Source organism: Nitrospirota bacterium (assembly GCA_016212215.1).
Taxonomy (GTDB): Bacteria; Nitrospirota; 9FT-COMBO-42-15; order HDB-SIOI813; family HDB-SIOI813; genus JACRGV01.
The window spans coordinates 1-15,664 of the sequence record JACRGV010000092.1 but is presented as its reverse complement, the minus strand read 5'-3'; the positions used below and the strand labels follow the sequence as shown (position 1 = coordinate 15,664).

The window sequence follows — 15,664 nt, the reverse complement described above, 5'->3', positions numbered from 1 at the left end:
GGCAGAGGTATATGTATTGACAAAGGAGGAGGGTGGTCGTCATACACCGTTCTTTAATGGATACCGTCCGCAGTTTTACTTCAGGACAACGGATGTGACAGGAATTACGCAGTTGCCTGAGGGAGTAGAGATGGTAATGCCCGGAGACAATGTTTCCATAGAGGGTTCATTGATAACACCTATTGCAATGGATGAGGGATTGAGGTTTGCAATCAGGGAAGGCGGCAGGACAGTCGGTGCAGGAGTTGTTAGTAAGGTGATAGAGTAGGCAAGAAGTCAGAAGCAAGAAGTTAGATAAGGAAGATAACAAAGGAGTTAAGATATGCGCGATATAATAACGCTGGCTTGTGGTGAATGTAAGAACCGTAATTATTCAACAACAAAGAACAAAAGGAATACTCAGGACAAAATAGAGTTGAAGAAGTATTGTTCCTGTTGCAGGAAACATACGCCGCATAAAGAGGTGAAGTGAGGATAGAGGCAAGAAGCAAGAAATAAGAAGCAAGAAGTAAGAGGTTGTGTGGAATATGAATTATTTAAATCACAGGCCAGTAGCTCCAACGGCTAGAGCACCGGTCTCCAAAACCGGGTGATGGGGGTTCGAATCCCTCCTGGCCTGCCAATGAGCCGGTATAAGCAAGAAGTTAGAGGTAAGAAGCAAGAAGTTAGATTGACTGTGATAATTAGGATACGAATTTAGCAAATAAATAAGTTTTTATTCGTGATTATTTTTTAAGGATATTTAGCTGAATTATATGAAGGAGTAAAATAAGAATTGGAATATTCAAAATTAATAGGTAATGTAAAAGACTTTTTTGAGGAAGTTAAGACAGAAACCAAAAAGACCACATTTCCATCAAAGGAAGACACAATTGGAACCACCCTTGTTGTAATTGTTTTTGTTTTGATATGTACGATTTACATGTGGGCTGTAGACGTATCATTAACAACAATAATTGCAAAGATACTTCCATAAGTTATTTGGTTTAATTGAATATTGGATTGGGAAATTAACGAGGATTTCATGGCTAAACTATGGTATGTAGTTCACACTTATTCAGGATTTGAGAATAAGGTAAAGGCAAACATGGAAGAAAGGATCGGCAGTCTCGGCTTGACTGAAAAGTTCGGACAGATACTGATTCCTACTGAGAATGTGGTTGAATTAAAGGAAGGGAAAAAGAGGGTTGCTACCAAAAAGGTTTTTCCAGGATATATTCTTGTTGAAATGGACATGATGGATGAGACATGGGGGCTTGTTACTAATACACCTAAGGTAACAGGTTTTGTCGGAGGAGGCGGTGTCCCCTCACCTTTATCAGATAAAGAGGTGGAATCCGTCAGGCAGCAGATGGATGCAAGCATTGCAGCGCCAAGAAGCCGGATACAGCTTAACAGAGGAGATGCAGTGAGAATCATTGTCGAGCCTTTCTTCGGGTTTAATGGTGTTGTTGATGATGTAGATCTTGACCACGGCAAGGTAAAGGTACTTGTGAGTATTTTTGGAAGGGCAACACCGGTGGAATTGGATTTTCTGCAGGTGGAAAAATTATAATTGAAGGGAGAATTAAGAGATGGCAAAAGAGATATTAAGGGTTATTAAATTACAGCTTCCTGCAGGTAAGGCGAATCCGGCTCCTCCTGTTGGTCCGGCGCTTGGACAGCATGGTGTAAATATAATGGAATTCTGTAAAGGATTTAATGCAAAAACACAGGGCCAGGAAGGGACAATAATTCCGGTAGAGATAACTGTTTATTCTGACAGGTCTTTTGTTTTTGTGCTAAAGACACCGCCTGCGTCTGAACTGTTGAAGAAGGCAGCAGGTATTGTAAAAGGTTCCGGAGTCCCAAATAAAGATAAGGTCGGCAGGCTTACAAGAGAACAGGTTCGCGAGGTGGCTAAAACAAAGACACCTGACCTGAATAGCTATGATATTGATGCGGCATATAATATTATCGCCGGTACGGCAAGAAGTATGGGGATTGATATAACAGAGTAATTAAAGAACAGTAAGCAGTAAGCAGTGAGCAAAAAAAAACAGACAGATGAAATCGTTTTTCTGCTTACTGTTCACTGTTTACTGCTAACTAATGAAAAGAGGGGTTTACGATGGGTAAGAATTATCAAAACAGTCTTGAAAAGGTAGACAGAAACAAGTTTTATTCTCTTGAAGAGGCGATTGCGATGGCAAGGGAGACTGCATGGGCAAAATTTGATGAGAGTGTTGACCTGGCAGTAAAACTCGGGGTTGATCCAAGACATTCTGATCAGATGGTTAGAGGCGCTGTGGTGCTCCCGAACGGCATCGGAAAGAGTGTACGTGTATTGGTATTTGCCAAAGGCGAGAAGGAGCGGGAGGCAAGAGATGCGGGTGCTGATTATGTCGGTGCTGAAGATATTGCTGAGAAGATAACCAATGGATGGATGGAGTTTGATCGTGTTGTTGCTACTCCGGATATTATGGCCATTGTAGGAAAGCTGGGAAAGATATTGGGGCCTCGCGGGCTAATGCCGAATCCTAAGCTCGGCACAGTTACCTTTGATGTCGGCAAGGCGGTTAAAGAGATAAAGCTCGGTAAGGTAGAGTACAGGGTAGATAAGACTTCAATAGTTCATGTACCTGTCGGGAAAAAATCATTTGATACAGGAAAGCTCCTTGAGAATGCGGCTGCTGTATTGGAATCTATCATAAAGGCAAAGCCGTCAACAAGCAAAGGCCGTTATCTCAAAACCATAACACTTTCGTCAACAATGGGAGTCGGTATCAGGATAGACCCGGCAGCAGTCGGGAATATGTTCGATTAAAACATAAGTCAGTAATGTCGGAGACAGTAGGCGTTTGTTCACTTAATTGAACCTTATGCGGTTCGGCCTGCCGAGACGAGTTATAAAAACAATTTATCCTTTCTCGGTTCGGTATGGTGTAATCTAAACAGAGAAAGGAGGGATATAGAATTTGGAAATGAATGTCAGTAAACAGGAAAAGGTAAAAGCAGTAGAGGAACTGCACAAAAAGTTTGAGAAGGCAGGTGCGGTAATTCTTACTGATTATAAAGGTATGACAGTTGCCCAGCTTACTGACCTGAGGATTCGCCTCAGGAAATGTGGTGCAGAGTATAAGGTAATCAAAAATACACTGGCAGTCAGGGCATCTGAAGGAACGGGTGTAAAAAAAGTAGATGAACATTTTACAGGGACAACAGGTGTTGTTTTTGGTTATGAAGACCTTGCTGCAACAGCTAAAGTAGTGCATGAGTTCAGCACTAAATTAGAGCCGTTTAAGTTAAGGGTCGGCGTATTTGAAGGCATTGTTCTTGATGCCGCCAGGATAAAAGAAGTAGCAAATATGCCGTCAAAAGAGGTATTGCTTTCTATGGCCCTCGGCAGTGTGAAATCCCCTCTATATGGCCTGGCTTATACCTTGCAGGGTATTATGAGCAAACTTGCGTATGCACTTAGTGCAGTTAAAGATACAAAAAACAATTAACTATTTTCATCTTAATAATAAACAATAATAACAAAGAGGAGAGATAAAGATGTCGGATGCAAATTTAACAATGGATGATGTGCTTAATTTTATTGACAACATGAAGGTTATCGAGCTTGCAGAGTTTGTAAAAAAGATTGAGGAAAGATACGGAGTTTCCGCTGCTGCACCGATGGCTGTTGCTGCTGCACCATCAGCAGGTGCTGCCCCTGCTGCAGTTGAAGAGAAGACAAGTTTTGATGTCATATTGACTTCTGCAGGAGATAAGAAGATTCAGGTTATTAAGGTAGTAAGAGAGCTTACAAACCTTGGGCTTAAAGAGGCTAAGGACCTTGTAGACGGTGCCCCAAAACCAATCAAGACAGGGGTTACCAAGGAAGAGGCAGAGACAATTAAGGCAAAGATAACAGAGAATGGCGGACAGGTAGAGGTAAAATAGATTGCAAGGGTTTGAGGGTTCGAGGGTTCCCCTTGACCCCTTGACCCATAAAGATACCAATTAACCTTTTTATGGGAGTGGATAATAAAACATGAATGATCCAATTATCAAAGGATGTATTGTAAGAAAAGATTTCTCAAAGATTCCGGCAAAGATTGAGATACCAGAATTATTAGAGATTCAGAAAAAGTCCTTTGAGAGGTTTATACAGAAAGATGTTCCTCCTGATCAGATAGAGGATTCCGGCCTCCATGCTGCTTTTAACAGCATATTCCCCATATCTGATTTTAATGAAACAGCAGTATTAAGATTTAGTGAATATTCTCTTGGAGAGTCCAAGTACGGAATATGGGAATGTATTGAGAGAGGGATGACTTATGCGGTCCCGATGAAGATAAGGGTAAACCTTGAGATACTGGAAAAGGATGAAAAGACCGGCGTAAAAAGTACCAGAGAAGTAAGAGAGCAATGGGTGTATCTTGGAGAGCTGCCTCTTATGACGGATAACGGGACATTTATTATTAATGGAACTGAACGTGTTGTTGTGAGCCAGCTTCAGAGGTCTCCCGGCGCATTCTTTACACATGATAAGGGAAGGACACATATCAGTGGAAAGGTCTTGTTTTCCGCGAGGATTATTCCATATAGGGGTTCGTGGCTTGATTTTGAGTTTGATACAAAGGATATTTTATATGCAAGAATAGACAGGAGAAGAAAATTTCCTGCAACAATACTGTTAAAGGCTTTAGGCTTCACAACTTATGATATCTTAAAATTATACTATCCTATAGAAGAGGTTTATGTAAAAAATAAGAAATTCTATAGTAAGATTGATGCAAAGGTAATCGGCGGCAGCAGGATCCCTTATGACATTATAAATGAGAAATCCGGTGAGATTTTGGTAAAAGAGGGTGTAAGGGTAACACCAGGTATGTTAAAAAAGATGGAGAATCTTGGGATTAAAGAGTTACCTCTTTCCTCTGAAAACCTTGCAGGCCGTATAGTCTTTAATGATATTGTTGATACTGAGACGGGTGAAGTTCTTGCAGGTTGTAATGGTGTTTTAACTGAAGCAGTTTTAGAAAATATTGCAAAGTCCGGCATTGAAAAGATAGACCTGCTCTACATTGATAATTTCCAGATACTTCCTGTTATCAGGGATACTTTATCACAGGAAACTATTGAGACATCCGATGCCGCTATTATCGAAATATACAAGAGACTCCGTCCGGGTGAGAGTCCCACAATAGATACTGCAAAGGTCATTTTTGATAACCTGTTTTTTAATTCTAAACGTTATGACCTTGCCCCTGTAGGCAGGCTTAAATTAAATAAGAAACTGGGGGTAGACGTACCGTTTACTCAAAGGGTACTGACATCTCAGGATATAATAGAGGCAATTAAATATCTTGTTAATCTGAAGGCCGGTAAAGGAGAGATAGACGATATTGACCATCTTGGAAACAGGAGGGTCAGGTGTGTAGGGGAACTCCTTGAGAATCAGTTCCGTATCGGTCTGGCAAGGATGGAGCGGACTATCAAGGAGAGGATGAATATTCTTGACCTTGAGGCTGCACTGCCGCATGACCTTATTAATGCCAAGTCTGTGATAGCGGCTGTAAAAGAGTTTTTCGGGAGCAGTCAGTTATCACAGTTCATGGACCAGACCAATCCATTGTCTGAGATTACCCATAAACGCAGGTTGTCAGCCCTTGGGCCGGGAGGTTTAACAAGAGAGCGTGCAGGATTTGAGGTCAGAGACGTTCACCCGACACACTACGGACGTATATGCCCGATTGAAACGCCTGAAGGTCCTAATATCGGGTTAATAACTTCACTATCAACTTATGCAAGGGTCAATGAATTCGGTTTCATTGAATCTCCATACAGAAAGGTTGTGAACGCTAAGGTGACTGATGATATAAATTATCTCTCTGCCATAGATGGAGATAAATATTATATAGCACAGGCAAATTCTCCGATGGATGCAGAAGGAAGGCTTACCTCAGAGAATGTATCTGCCCGTTACGGCGGCGACTTTGTACTGGTTTCTTCTGACAAGATTGAATATATGGATGTATCTCCCAAGCAGATTGTCAGTGTGGCTACCTCAATGATTCCGTTTCTTGAAAACGATGATGCAAACAGGGCATTGATGGGATCAAACATGCAGAGGCAGGCAGTCCCGCTAATTCATACTGAAGCTCCTTTTGTCGGTACAGGCATGGAAAAGATGGTTGCAAGAGATTCAGGAAGGGTAGTGCTGGCTAAAAAGGGCGGTACTGTTGAATATGTTGACGCAAACAGGATCGTAGTCAGGGTGGAGGAGATAAAATCTTCCGGCAGGCATAAAAAGGGTAAACCTCCCATGGAAGAGATGAGCCTTGATATATATAATCTTGTGAAATGTAAACGTTCAAACCAGAATACATGCATTAATCAGAAACCCATAGTGGATGCCGGACAGGTAGTAGAAAAGGGAGCGGTGCTTGCCGACGGCCCTGCTACAGACAGGGGAGAACTTGCACTGGGGCAGAATGTCCTTGTGGCATTTATGCCGTGGGATGGTTACAACTTTGAGGATGCAATTATTATAAGCGAAAGGCTTGCGAGGGAAGACAGATACACCTCTATACATATAGAAGAATTTGAGATTGAGGCAAGGGATACAAAACTCGGCAAGGAAGAGATAACAAGGGATATCCCTAATGTCAGTGAAGATGCACTGCGTAATCTTGATGAAAGCGGTATTGTGCGTATAGGCGCTGAGGTTAAACCGGGTGATATTATTGTTGCAAAGGTGGCACCTAAGGGGGAGACGCAGCTTACACCTGAAGAAAAACTACTCAGGGCTATATTCGGTGAGAAGGCAGGAGATGTAAAGGATGTCTCACTCACAGTGCCTCCTGGAATAGAGGGAACGGTTGTTGATGTAAGGATATTCTCCCGTAAGGGTGTTGAGAAAGATGAACGTTCAAAGAGCATTGAAAATGATGAGATATTAAGAATCCAGAAAGACCAGCAGGAAGAAGTTAGGATTATTGAAAAAGAAAAGAACAGGAGGCTGAAGAAATTCCTTATTGGGAAAGTTTCAGCAAAACATGTTATTGACCCTGCTTCAAAAAAGACAATCCTGCAGAAGAAAAAGGAATTTACTGAGGCTATCCTTCAGGATATGAGTGATGAAATTCTTGCTGATATTGTGCTGGACGATGCTGAAGATATGGAGAGCTTTGAGGAGATCGGCAGTTATGCACAACAGCAGATAGAGACATTGCAGGGGATATATGATGAGAAGATTAGCAGGGTTAAAAAGGGTGATGAACTTCCGCCGGGTGTTATAAAATTAGTAAAGGTTTATATTGCAATAAAAAGAAAAATGGCTGTCGGGGATAAGATGGCAGGAAGGCATGGTAATAAGGGGGTTGTATCAGTTATAATGCCTATGGAGGATATGCCTTTCCTCGAAGATGGTACCCCTGTAGATATGATACTAAATCCTCTTGGGGTTCCTTCAAGAATGAACATAGGGCAGATACTTGAGACACATCTTGGAATGGCTGCAAAGGCGTTAGGTATTCATGTTACTACACCTGTATTTGAAGGTGCTGCAGAGGTGGAGATAAAGGCCTTACTGGAGAAGGCAAAACTCCCTACTTCAGGTCAGATGGTGTTATATGATGGACGTACAGGACAGCGGTTTGATCGCCCTGTAACAGTAGGATATATGTATATGCTGAAACTTCATCACCTTGTAGATGACAAGATACATGCAAGGTCCATAGGCCCATATTCACTTGTAACTCAACAGCCGCTTGGAGGTAAGGCTCAGTTCGGAGGGCAGAGGCTCGGAGAGATGGAGGTGTGGGCATTAGAGGCGTATGGTGCAGCGGCAACACTTCAGGAATTTCTAACAGTTAAATCAGATGACGTCCCCGGGCGTTCAAAGATGTATGAGTCTATAGTTAAGGGAGAAAACTTCCTTACACCTGGGCTGCCTGAGTCTTTCAACGTATTGATAAAAGAATTGCAGAGCCTCGGCCTTGACGTCGAACTGCTGAAACATAAAGAGGAAAATTAAAAAAATAGTAAGCAGTAAGCTGTAAACAGTTAGCAGAATATAAGCTGATTAAGCATCTGTTCACTGCTTACTGCTAACTGCTTACTGCTAACTAAAAAATGGGGGTTTAAATGGCAATAACAGAGGATAAAAATTGGGAGAAGTTATACAGCTTATTCGAAAAGCCAAAGGAGCCGGTATCCTTTGATGCTATCAGGATACGCATTGCTTCTCCGGAGAAGATCCGGTCGTGGTCTCATGGTGAAGTAAAGAAGCCGGAGACTATAAATTACCGCTCTTTTAAGCCTGAGCGGGATGGACTTTTCTGTGCCAAGATATTCGGGCCTACAAAAGACTGGGAATGTTTGTGCGGAAAATACAAGCGGATGAAGCACAGAGGTGTTGTGTGTGATAAATGCGGTGTAGAGGTAATCCAGTCCAAGGTCAGGCGTGAAAGAATGGGGCATATTGAACTTGCCGCCCCTGTTGCACATATATGGTTTCTTAAAGGACTTCCAAGCAGGATCGGGAATCTGCTTGACATGACACTCCGTCATCTTGAGAAGGTTCTCTATTTTGAGAGTTATATTGTTACAGATATCGGCGAAGTGCCTCCTTCTGTTATAAAGGAAAGAGACCTCCTGACTGAAGACGAATACAGGAGGCTTCAGCAGCAGTATGGCCCATCTTCTTTTAAGGCCGGCACAGGTGCGGAATCAATCAAGGACCTTCTTGTCAAACTTGACCTTGAAACACTTTATGTTGAGGTAAGAACAAAGATTGAGAATGCAAGCAGTCTTGCTATCAAAAAGAAACTGAGCAAACGGCTCAAGATTATTGATGCCTTTAGAAAATCCCTCAATAAACCTGAATGGATGATAATGGATGTTATACCGGTTATTCCCCCGGAGTTAAGGCCATTGGTTCCTCTTGACGGCGGCAGGTTTGCGACATCAGACCTTAATGACCTATACCGCAGGGTAATCAACAGGAATAATCGTTTGAAGAAACTTATGGAGCTAAAGGCCCCAGGAGTTATTATACGTAATGAAAAGAGGATGCTTCAGGAGGCAGTGGATGCCTTATTTGATAACGGCAGAAGGGGCAGAGTTATACGCGGGCCGAATAAGAGACCCCTTAAATCATTAAGCGATATGCTTAAAGGAAAGCAGGGGAGATTCAGGCAGAACCTTCTTGGAAAGAGGGTTGATTATTCAGGCAGGTCGGTTATTGTTGTAGGTCCTGACCTGAAACTCCATCAGTGCGGTCTTCCCAAGAAGATGGCACTTGAGCTTTTTAAGCCGTTTATCTTTCACAGGCTTGAAGAGAAGGGTTATGCCACCACTATAAAGAGTGCAAAAAAGATGGTGGAGAAGGAAAGGCCGGAGGTCTGGGACATCCTTGAAGAGGTCACAAAAGAGCATCCCGTGCTTCTTAACAGGGCGCCGACACTGCACAGACTCGGTATTCAGTCTTTTGATCCTATACTTATCGAGGGTAAGGCGATAAAGCTCCATCCATTGGTCTGTGTTGCGTTTAATGCAGACTTTGACGGTGACCAGATGGCTGTTCATATACCGCTTTCTGTTGAGGCACAGATTGAGGCGAGGGTATTAATGCTTTCTGTTAATAATATTCTTTCACCTGCACATGGCGGTCCTATCGTTGTTCCTACTCAGGACATAGTCCTTGGCTGTTATTACCTGACAAAAGAGCGTGCAGGTGCAAAAGGGGAAGGGAGGGTGTTTTCTTCTCCTGTTGAGGTCAGGGCGGCTTTTGATGCAGGTGTTATTGAAGAACATGCAAAGATTAAGGTTAGGATAGAAGGCAAACTTACTGATACAACTACTGGAAGGGTTTTGCTTGGAGAGATAAAACCGGCAAATATGCCGTTTGCTCATGTAAACAAGGTTATGAATAAGAAAGAGATTAGCAAGCTGATTGACAGATGCTACAGGGAATCAGGGCATCGTGAGACAGTGGAGTTTCTTGATAAGATAAAAGAGATGGGGTTCAGGTCAGCTACGAAGTCTGGGCTTTCAATCTCTATTGACGACATGCATATCCCAACGAAAAAGGCACAGCTTATTGAAAAGGCTGAGAAGGAGATATTTGAGGTTCAGCAGCAGTATTCAGAAGGCTTGATAACAAATGGTGAAAGATACAATAAGGTTATTGATATATGGGCTCATGTAACAGAGATGGTTGCAACAGAGATGATGGCTGAGCTGGGGGGCGGAAATAAAGATAAGAGGGATTTTAATTCAATATTCATGATGGCAGACTCCGGTGCAAGGGGTAGTGCACAGCAGATACGTCAGTTAGGTGGTATGAGAGGTCTTATGGCAAAACCATCAGGTGAAATTATCGAGACCCCTATTACAGCTAATTTCCGTGAAGGTCTGACTGTTCAGCAGTACTTTATATCAACCCACGGTGCAAGAAAAGGTCTTGCGGATACAGCGCTAAAAACTGCTAACTCAGGTTACCTTACAAGAAGGCTGGTGGATGTTGCACAGGATGTGATAGTAACAGAGATAGATTGTAAGAGTCAGGACGGCATTTTCGTGACCTCTCTTGTTGAGGGCGGTGAGATCATTGAGCCATTGGAAGAGAGGATACTCGGCAGGATCGGTGTTGATGACATCAGGGACCCTATTAATAATGAAGTTATAGTACCTGCCGGTGATGAGATTAATGAGCAAAAGGTTACAGAAATCGTAGAGGCGGGAATTGATAAGATATTGATCCGGTCTGTGTTAACATGCCAGTCAAGGAGGGGTGTGTGCCAGAAGTGCTATGGAAGAGACCTTGGAAGGGGTAATCTTGTTGATATCGGGGAGGCAATAGGTATTATTGCGGCCCAGTCAATAGGCGAACCCGGCACTCAGCTTACAATGAGGACGTTCCATATAGGAGGAACAGCGAGTAAGGTTGTTGAGCAGACAGTGCTTGAGGCAAAGAACCCCGGTATCCTGAAGTTTTCAGACCTTAACACAGTAAAGAATAAAGACGGTGATCTGGTTGCATTAAACAGAAACGGCAGGATTGTAATTTGTGATGAAGAAGGCAGAGAGAAGGAAAAGTATTCAGTTGTGTACGGGGCCAGATTAAAGGTGGCTAACGGACAGAAGGTAAAGGCAGGCCAGAAGCTTGTTGAGTGGGACCCTCATTCTATGCCGATCCTTACGGAAGTCGGCGGAAAGGTTGCCTTTGGTGATATCGCTGATGGTATTACCATGAAGGAAGATGTGGATGAGATAACAGGGCTTTCAAGGAAGGTTATTGTTGACTTTGCCGGTACAACCATGAGGCCGAGGATTTCCATCAAGGATGAATCCAACAAAACAGTTAAGCTTGCAGAGACCAATGCTGTTGCAAGGTATCTGCTGCCTACAGGTGCTAATATACTTGTTGAAAAGCATGCAATTGTGCATCCCGGAGATATCCTTGCAAAGATACCGAGAGAAATTACCAAGACAAAAGATATAACAGGAGGTCTTCCAAGGGTAGCCGAGTTGTTTGAAACAAGGAAGCCTAAGGAACAGGCTGTTATCAGCGAGATAGACGGTTCAATAGAATTCGGCGGTTTCGTAAAGGGAATGAGAAGGGTACTTGTTAAGGATGATGCCGGAGATTCAAAGGAATATTTTATCCCAAAAGGTAAACATATAAATGTTCATGAAGGTGACTGGGTAATGGCAGGTGAACCTCTGATGGACGGTTCAGCTAACCCGCATGATATTCTAAGCATACTTGGGCCGAAAGAGCTTCAGAAATACCTTGTAGATGAGGTTCAGCAGGTATACAGGCTTCAGGGTGTAACAATCAATGATAAGCATATAGAAATTATCGTGAGGCAGATGCTCAGGAAGGTGAAGATTGAAGACCCAGGTGATACAGAGTTTCTGATAGGCAGTCAGGTGGACAGGTTTATTTTTGAGGATGAGAATGAACGGGTTCTGAAATCAGGCGGCAAACCCGCAATCGGTATGCCGGTGCTTATGGGTATAACAAAGGCGGCACTGACAACTGACAGCTTTATATCAGCAGCGTCATTCCAGGAGACCACCAGGGTGTTGACAGAGGCGGCAGTCAGCGGCAAGATGGATGAACTGTTAGGCCTTAAAGAGAATGTCATTGTAGGAAGGCTTATACCGGCTGGGACAGGGTTTCCCATATACCGTGAGACTTATTTAAAGTCAGTAGAAGAGGGTATATCTGCAAGGTCAAAAAAAACTCTTGACAAAGAGGATGTAATTAAGTAAGATTTCAAAGTTTTGCAAATAGAACGTTTCTTAATCTTGTGAGGAGAAGTTGTGCCGACAATAAATCAATTAGTCAGGAAGGGTAGAAAGATGGTGAAGAGCCGGACAAAGAGTCCGGCCTTGAAGGGGTGTCCTCAGAAGAGAGGGGTTTGTATCAGGGTTTATACAACTACACCAAAGAAACCGAACTCTGCATTAAGGAAGGTAGCAAGGGTGCGTCTTACTAATGGTATTGAGGTTACATCATACATACCGGGTGAAGGGCACAACCTGCAGGAACATTCAATTGTTCTTGTACGCGGCGGCAGGGTAAAGGACTTACCTGGAGTCAGGTATCATATAGTTCGTGGAACGCTTGATTCAGCAGGAGTTGCAAACAGAAAGCGCAGCAGGTCCAAGTACGGGGCCAAGAAGCCTAAGTAGTTCCGCATTCACCAATAATTACAGCCAGGCATGGTTTGGGAAAGATTGTCTCTGGTTTTTTTAGTTAAGAGATAATTGTTTGGTGTTGATTTTTTTTTTGAAATTAAGATTGTAAGGAGAATTAAAGATGTCGAGACACAGGCAAACACCACATCGTGTAACAGTACCGGATTTGAAGTACAATGATTTACTGATAACCAAGACTGTTAATCTTCTTATGAAGGCAGGGAAGAAGAGTACGGCTGAAGGGATATTTTATGGCGCCCTTGATATAGTTAAAGAGAAATCGTCTGCTGACCCTGTGAAGATATTTCGCTCAGCCCTTGACAATATAAGGCCGGTGGTTGAGGTCAAGTCCAGGCGTGTAGGCGGTGCATCATATCAGGTACCTGTGGACATAAGAACCCCGCGGCGTAATGCACTTGCAATAAGATGGCTTGTGCAATTTTCAAGGGAACGTTCAGGCAGGAGTATGGAAGAAAAGTTGGCAGCAGAGATTATTGATGCAGCCAATGGAACCGGCGGTTCAATTAAGAAGAAGGAAGAAACGCATAGAATGGCAGAGGCAAACAAAGCGTTTGCACATTACCGTTGGTAGAGCATAGGTAGAAGTTAGAAGCAGGAAGTCAGAAATAAGAAGTTAGAAGTTAGAATGAATTTGGAGGATTAAGTGGCAAGACAGTATCCGTTAGAGAAGACAAGGAACATAGGCATCATGGCACATATTGATGCAGGTAAAACTACATCAACAGAACGTATACTGTACTATACCGGCATGACCCACAGGATCGGTGAGGTTGATGATGGTGCTGCTACAATGGATTGGATGGAGCAGGAAAAAGAGCGTGGTATTACCATAACCTCTGCTGCGACCACATGCTTCTGGAAAGATTACAGGATCAATATTATTGATACGCCTGGACATGTTGATTTTACTATTGAGGTTGAAAGGTCATTAAGGGTTCTGGATGGGGCTGTGGCAATATTTGATGCAGGGCAGGGCGTAGAGCCTCAGTCAGAGACTGTATGGCGTCAGGCTGATAAATATGGTGTGCCGAGGATTGCATTTATAAATAAGATGGATAAGATAGGTGCTGATTTTCTTGAAAGTGTTAAATCTATGGTTGACAGGCTTGGTGCAAACCCTGTTCCTATTCAACTTGCAATAGGTGCTGAAAACACTTTCAGGGGGCCTGTTGACCTGATTACAATGAAGGCAATATATTTTGATGATGAAACGCTCGGTGCAAAATATCGTGTAGATGAGATTCCGGAAGAATTACTGGATATGGCACATGAGTATCGCGATAAGATGATAGAGAAACTGGCGGATGTTGATGAAGTAATAATGGAAAAATATCTGGCAGGTGAAGCGGTTACGGAAGAAGAGATCAAGGCTGCCTTGCGTAAGGGCACTATAGCCATGAAGATAAACCCTGTTTTATGCGGGTCTTCCTTTAAGAATAAGGGAGTACAGTTGTTGTTGGATGCTATTCTGGCTTATCTGCCGTCACCTTTAGATTTGCCGCCGGTTAAAGGAATTCATCCTGATACAGAGGCGGAGGTTGAGAGACGCGCGGATGATAGTGAGCCTTTTTCAGCACTGGCCTTTAAGATAATGACAGATCCTTTTGTCGGTCAGTTGACCTTTTTCAGGATATATTCAGGGGTTCTCAACTCCGGTTCATATATTTATAATTCTACTAAAGATTCAACTGAGCGTGTCGGACGCCTCTTAAAGATGCACGCTAATAAGAGGGAAGAGATTAAGGAGATGTTCGCCGGCGAGATTGGTGCAGCAGTAGGATTGAAGAACACTACAACAGGGGATACGCTGTGTGATAAGGCGAACCCTGTTATACTTGAGCGCATTGAATTTCCTGAACCGGTTATATCAATTGCAATAGAACCAAAGACCAAGGTAGACCAGGAAAAAATGACATTGTCATTGCTGAAACTTGCTCAGGAAGATCCTTCATTCAGGTTAAAGACTGATGAAGAGACCGGGCAGACCATTATATCAGGAATGGGTGAACTTCATCTTGAGATAATTGTAGACAGGCTTTTGAGGGAATTTAAGGTTGAGGCAAATGTCGGCAAGCCTCAGGTTGCATATAGGGAAACAATAAAGAACAGTGTGGAGATAGAAGGCAAATATATAAGGCAGACCGGAGGACGCGGTCAGTATGGGCATGTATGGCTTGAGGTAGGGCCTAAGGCGCCCGGAGAAGGATTCGAGTTTGAGAATGATATAGTTGGAGGTTCAATCCCGCGTGAGTATATACCGGCAGTTGAAAAAGGGATTAGAGAGGCACTGGATTCCGGTGTCTTGGCCGGTTATCCGGTTGTGGATGTTAAAGTTAGGCTTTTTGACGGGTCATATCATGATGTGGATTCTTCTGAAATGGCCTTCAAGATAGCAGGGTCAATGGCATTTAAGGAAGGGGCAAGGAAGGCAACCCCTGTTCTGCTTGAGCCTGTAATGGACCTTGAAGTAACAGCAGCAGAAGAATATATGGGTGATGTAATAGGCGATATAAATTCAAGGAGAGGGAAGATAATGGGTGTCAGGCCAAGATCCGGCGCTCAGATTATAGACTCTGAAGTACCATTATCCGAGATGTTCGGCTATGCAACAGACCTCCGGTCCCTTACACAGGGGCGCGCAACGTTTACAATGCAGTTTGCGAGATATGAAGAGGTTCCAAGAAATATCTCTGAACAGATAGTTAGTAAGGTTAAAGGATAAAGACAGTGAATGGTGAATAGTGAATAGAAACCATTAAGTTGACACTATTCACCATTTACCATTCACCATTCACTTAGATAAAAGGGAGGAATAGAGATGGGAAAGGCAAAGTTTGAGAGGAAGAAGCCGCATATAAATATTGGTACTATTGGTCATGTTGACCATGGTAAGACGACACTGACAGCGGCAATAACAATGCTGTTACATAAGAAGGGATTAGCGGATTATATTCCTTAT

At 43.0% G+C, this 15,664-nt stretch carries 14 protein-coding genes and 1 tRNA gene; all 15 read left to right on the top strand.

The window, feature by feature from the left end; all coding sequences use genetic code 11:
- The coding region (tuf, locus tag HZA08_08610; GenBank protein ID MBI5193484.1) for an elongation factor Tu at positions 1-268 on the top strand (268 nt) is incomplete at its 5' end.
- Between the two features lie 54 nt (positions 269-322).
- On the top strand, positions 323-472 hold the full coding sequence (gene rpmG, locus HZA08_08605) for a 50S ribosomal protein L33 (protein ID MBI5193483.1): 150 nt from the start codon (positions 323-325) through the stop codon (positions 470-472).
- A 73-nt stretch (positions 473-545) separates the two neighbouring features.
- Positions 546-622 (top strand) — tRNA-Trp (locus tag HZA08_08600).
- A 171-nt stretch (positions 623-793) separates the two neighbouring features.
- The gene (secE, locus tag HZA08_08595) at positions 794-976 is read left to right on the top strand and encodes a preprotein translocase subunit SecE (protein MBI5193482.1); all 183 of its coding nucleotides are present in this window, start codon (positions 794-796) and stop codon (positions 974-976) included.
- Between the two features lie 48 nt (positions 977-1,024).
- On the top strand, positions 1,025-1,555 hold the full coding sequence (gene nusG / locus HZA08_08590; protein ID MBI5193481.1) for a transcription termination/antitermination protein NusG: 531 nt from the start codon (positions 1,025-1,027) through the stop codon (positions 1,553-1,555).
- A gap of 19 nt (positions 1,556-1,574) precedes the next feature.
- Complete coding sequence (rplK, locus tag HZA08_08585; GenBank protein MBI5193480.1) at positions 1,575-2,000, top strand: 50S ribosomal protein L11; 426 nt, start codon at positions 1,575-1,577, stop codon at positions 1,998-2,000.
- A 110-nt stretch (positions 2,001-2,110) separates the two neighbouring features.
- Positions 2,111-2,806 carry a 50S ribosomal protein L1 gene (locus HZA08_08580; GenBank protein MBI5193479.1) on the top strand — a complete coding sequence of 232 codons (696 nt, stop codon included), beginning with the start codon at positions 2,111-2,113 and terminating at the stop codon, positions 2,804-2,806.
- A gap of 151 nt (positions 2,807-2,957) precedes the next feature.
- On the top strand, positions 2,958-3,488 hold the full coding sequence (locus HZA08_08575) for a 50S ribosomal protein L10 (GenBank protein MBI5193478.1): 531 nt from the start codon (positions 2,958-2,960) through the stop codon (positions 3,486-3,488).
- Positions 3,489-3,537: 49 nt separating this feature from the next.
- Complete coding sequence (gene rplL, locus HZA08_08570; protein MBI5193477.1) at positions 3,538-3,927, top strand: 50S ribosomal protein L7/L12; 390 nt, start codon at positions 3,538-3,540, stop codon at positions 3,925-3,927.
- Between the two features lie 91 nt (positions 3,928-4,018).
- Positions 4,019-8,008 (top strand): DNA-directed RNA polymerase subunit beta, encoded by a 3,990-nt coding sequence (gene rpoB / locus HZA08_08565; protein MBI5193476.1) that lies wholly within the window; start codon positions 4,019-4,021, stop codon positions 8,006-8,008.
- A gap of 110 nt (positions 8,009-8,118) precedes the next feature.
- On the top strand, positions 8,119-12,255 hold the full coding sequence (gene rpoC, locus HZA08_08560; GenBank protein MBI5193475.1) for a DNA-directed RNA polymerase subunit beta': 4,137 nt from the start codon (positions 8,119-8,121) through the stop codon (positions 12,253-12,255).
- A gap of 51 nt (positions 12,256-12,306) precedes the next feature.
- Positions 12,307-12,678, top strand: coding sequence for a 30S ribosomal protein S12 (locus HZA08_08555; GenBank protein ID MBI5193474.1), 372 nt, complete (start codon positions 12,307-12,309; stop codon positions 12,676-12,678).
- Positions 12,679-12,805: 127 nt separating this feature from the next.
- The gene (rpsG, locus tag HZA08_08550) at positions 12,806-13,276 is read left to right on the top strand and encodes a 30S ribosomal protein S7 (protein ID MBI5193473.1); all 471 of its coding nucleotides are present in this window, start codon (positions 12,806-12,808) and stop codon (positions 13,274-13,276) included.
- A 72-nt stretch (positions 13,277-13,348) separates the two neighbouring features.
- Positions 13,349-15,427 (top strand): elongation factor G, encoded by a 2,079-nt coding sequence (gene fusA, locus HZA08_08545; GenBank protein ID MBI5193472.1) that lies wholly within the window; start codon positions 13,349-13,351, stop codon positions 15,425-15,427.
- Between the two features lie 96 nt (positions 15,428-15,523).
- The coding region (gene tuf / locus HZA08_08540; GenBank protein ID MBI5193471.1) for an elongation factor Tu at positions 15,524-15,664 on the top strand (141 nt) is incomplete at its 3' end.

What these genes read in the sequence shown, in the direction of transcription:
- rplL (MBI5193477.1), top strand. Translation starts at nt 3,538, where the DNA reads ATGTCGGATGCAAATTTAACAATGGATGATGTGCTTAATTTTATTGAC.
- rpmG (MBI5193483.1), top strand. Translation starts at nt 323, where the DNA reads ATGCGCGATATAATAACGCTGGCTTGTGGTGAATGTAAGAACCGTAAT.
- HZA08_08580 (MBI5193479.1), top strand. Translation starts at nt 2,111, where the DNA reads ATGGGTAAGAATTATCAAAACAGTCTTGAAAAGGTAGACAGAAACAAG.
- rpoB (MBI5193476.1), top strand. Translation starts at nt 4,019, where the DNA reads ATGAATGATCCAATTATCAAAGGATGTATTGTAAGAAAAGATTTCTCA.
- nusG (MBI5193481.1), top strand. Translation starts at nt 1,025, where the DNA reads ATGGCTAAACTATGGTATGTAGTTCACACTTATTCAGGATTTGAGAAT.
- rpoC (MBI5193475.1), top strand. Translation starts at nt 8,119, where the DNA reads ATGGCAATAACAGAGGATAAAAATTGGGAGAAGTTATACAGCTTATTC.
- rpsG (MBI5193473.1), top strand. Translation starts at nt 12,806, where the DNA reads ATGTCGAGACACAGGCAAACACCACATCGTGTAACAGTACCGGATTTG.
- rplK (MBI5193480.1), top strand. Translation starts at nt 1,575, where the DNA reads ATGGCAAAAGAGATATTAAGGGTTATTAAATTACAGCTTCCTGCAGGT.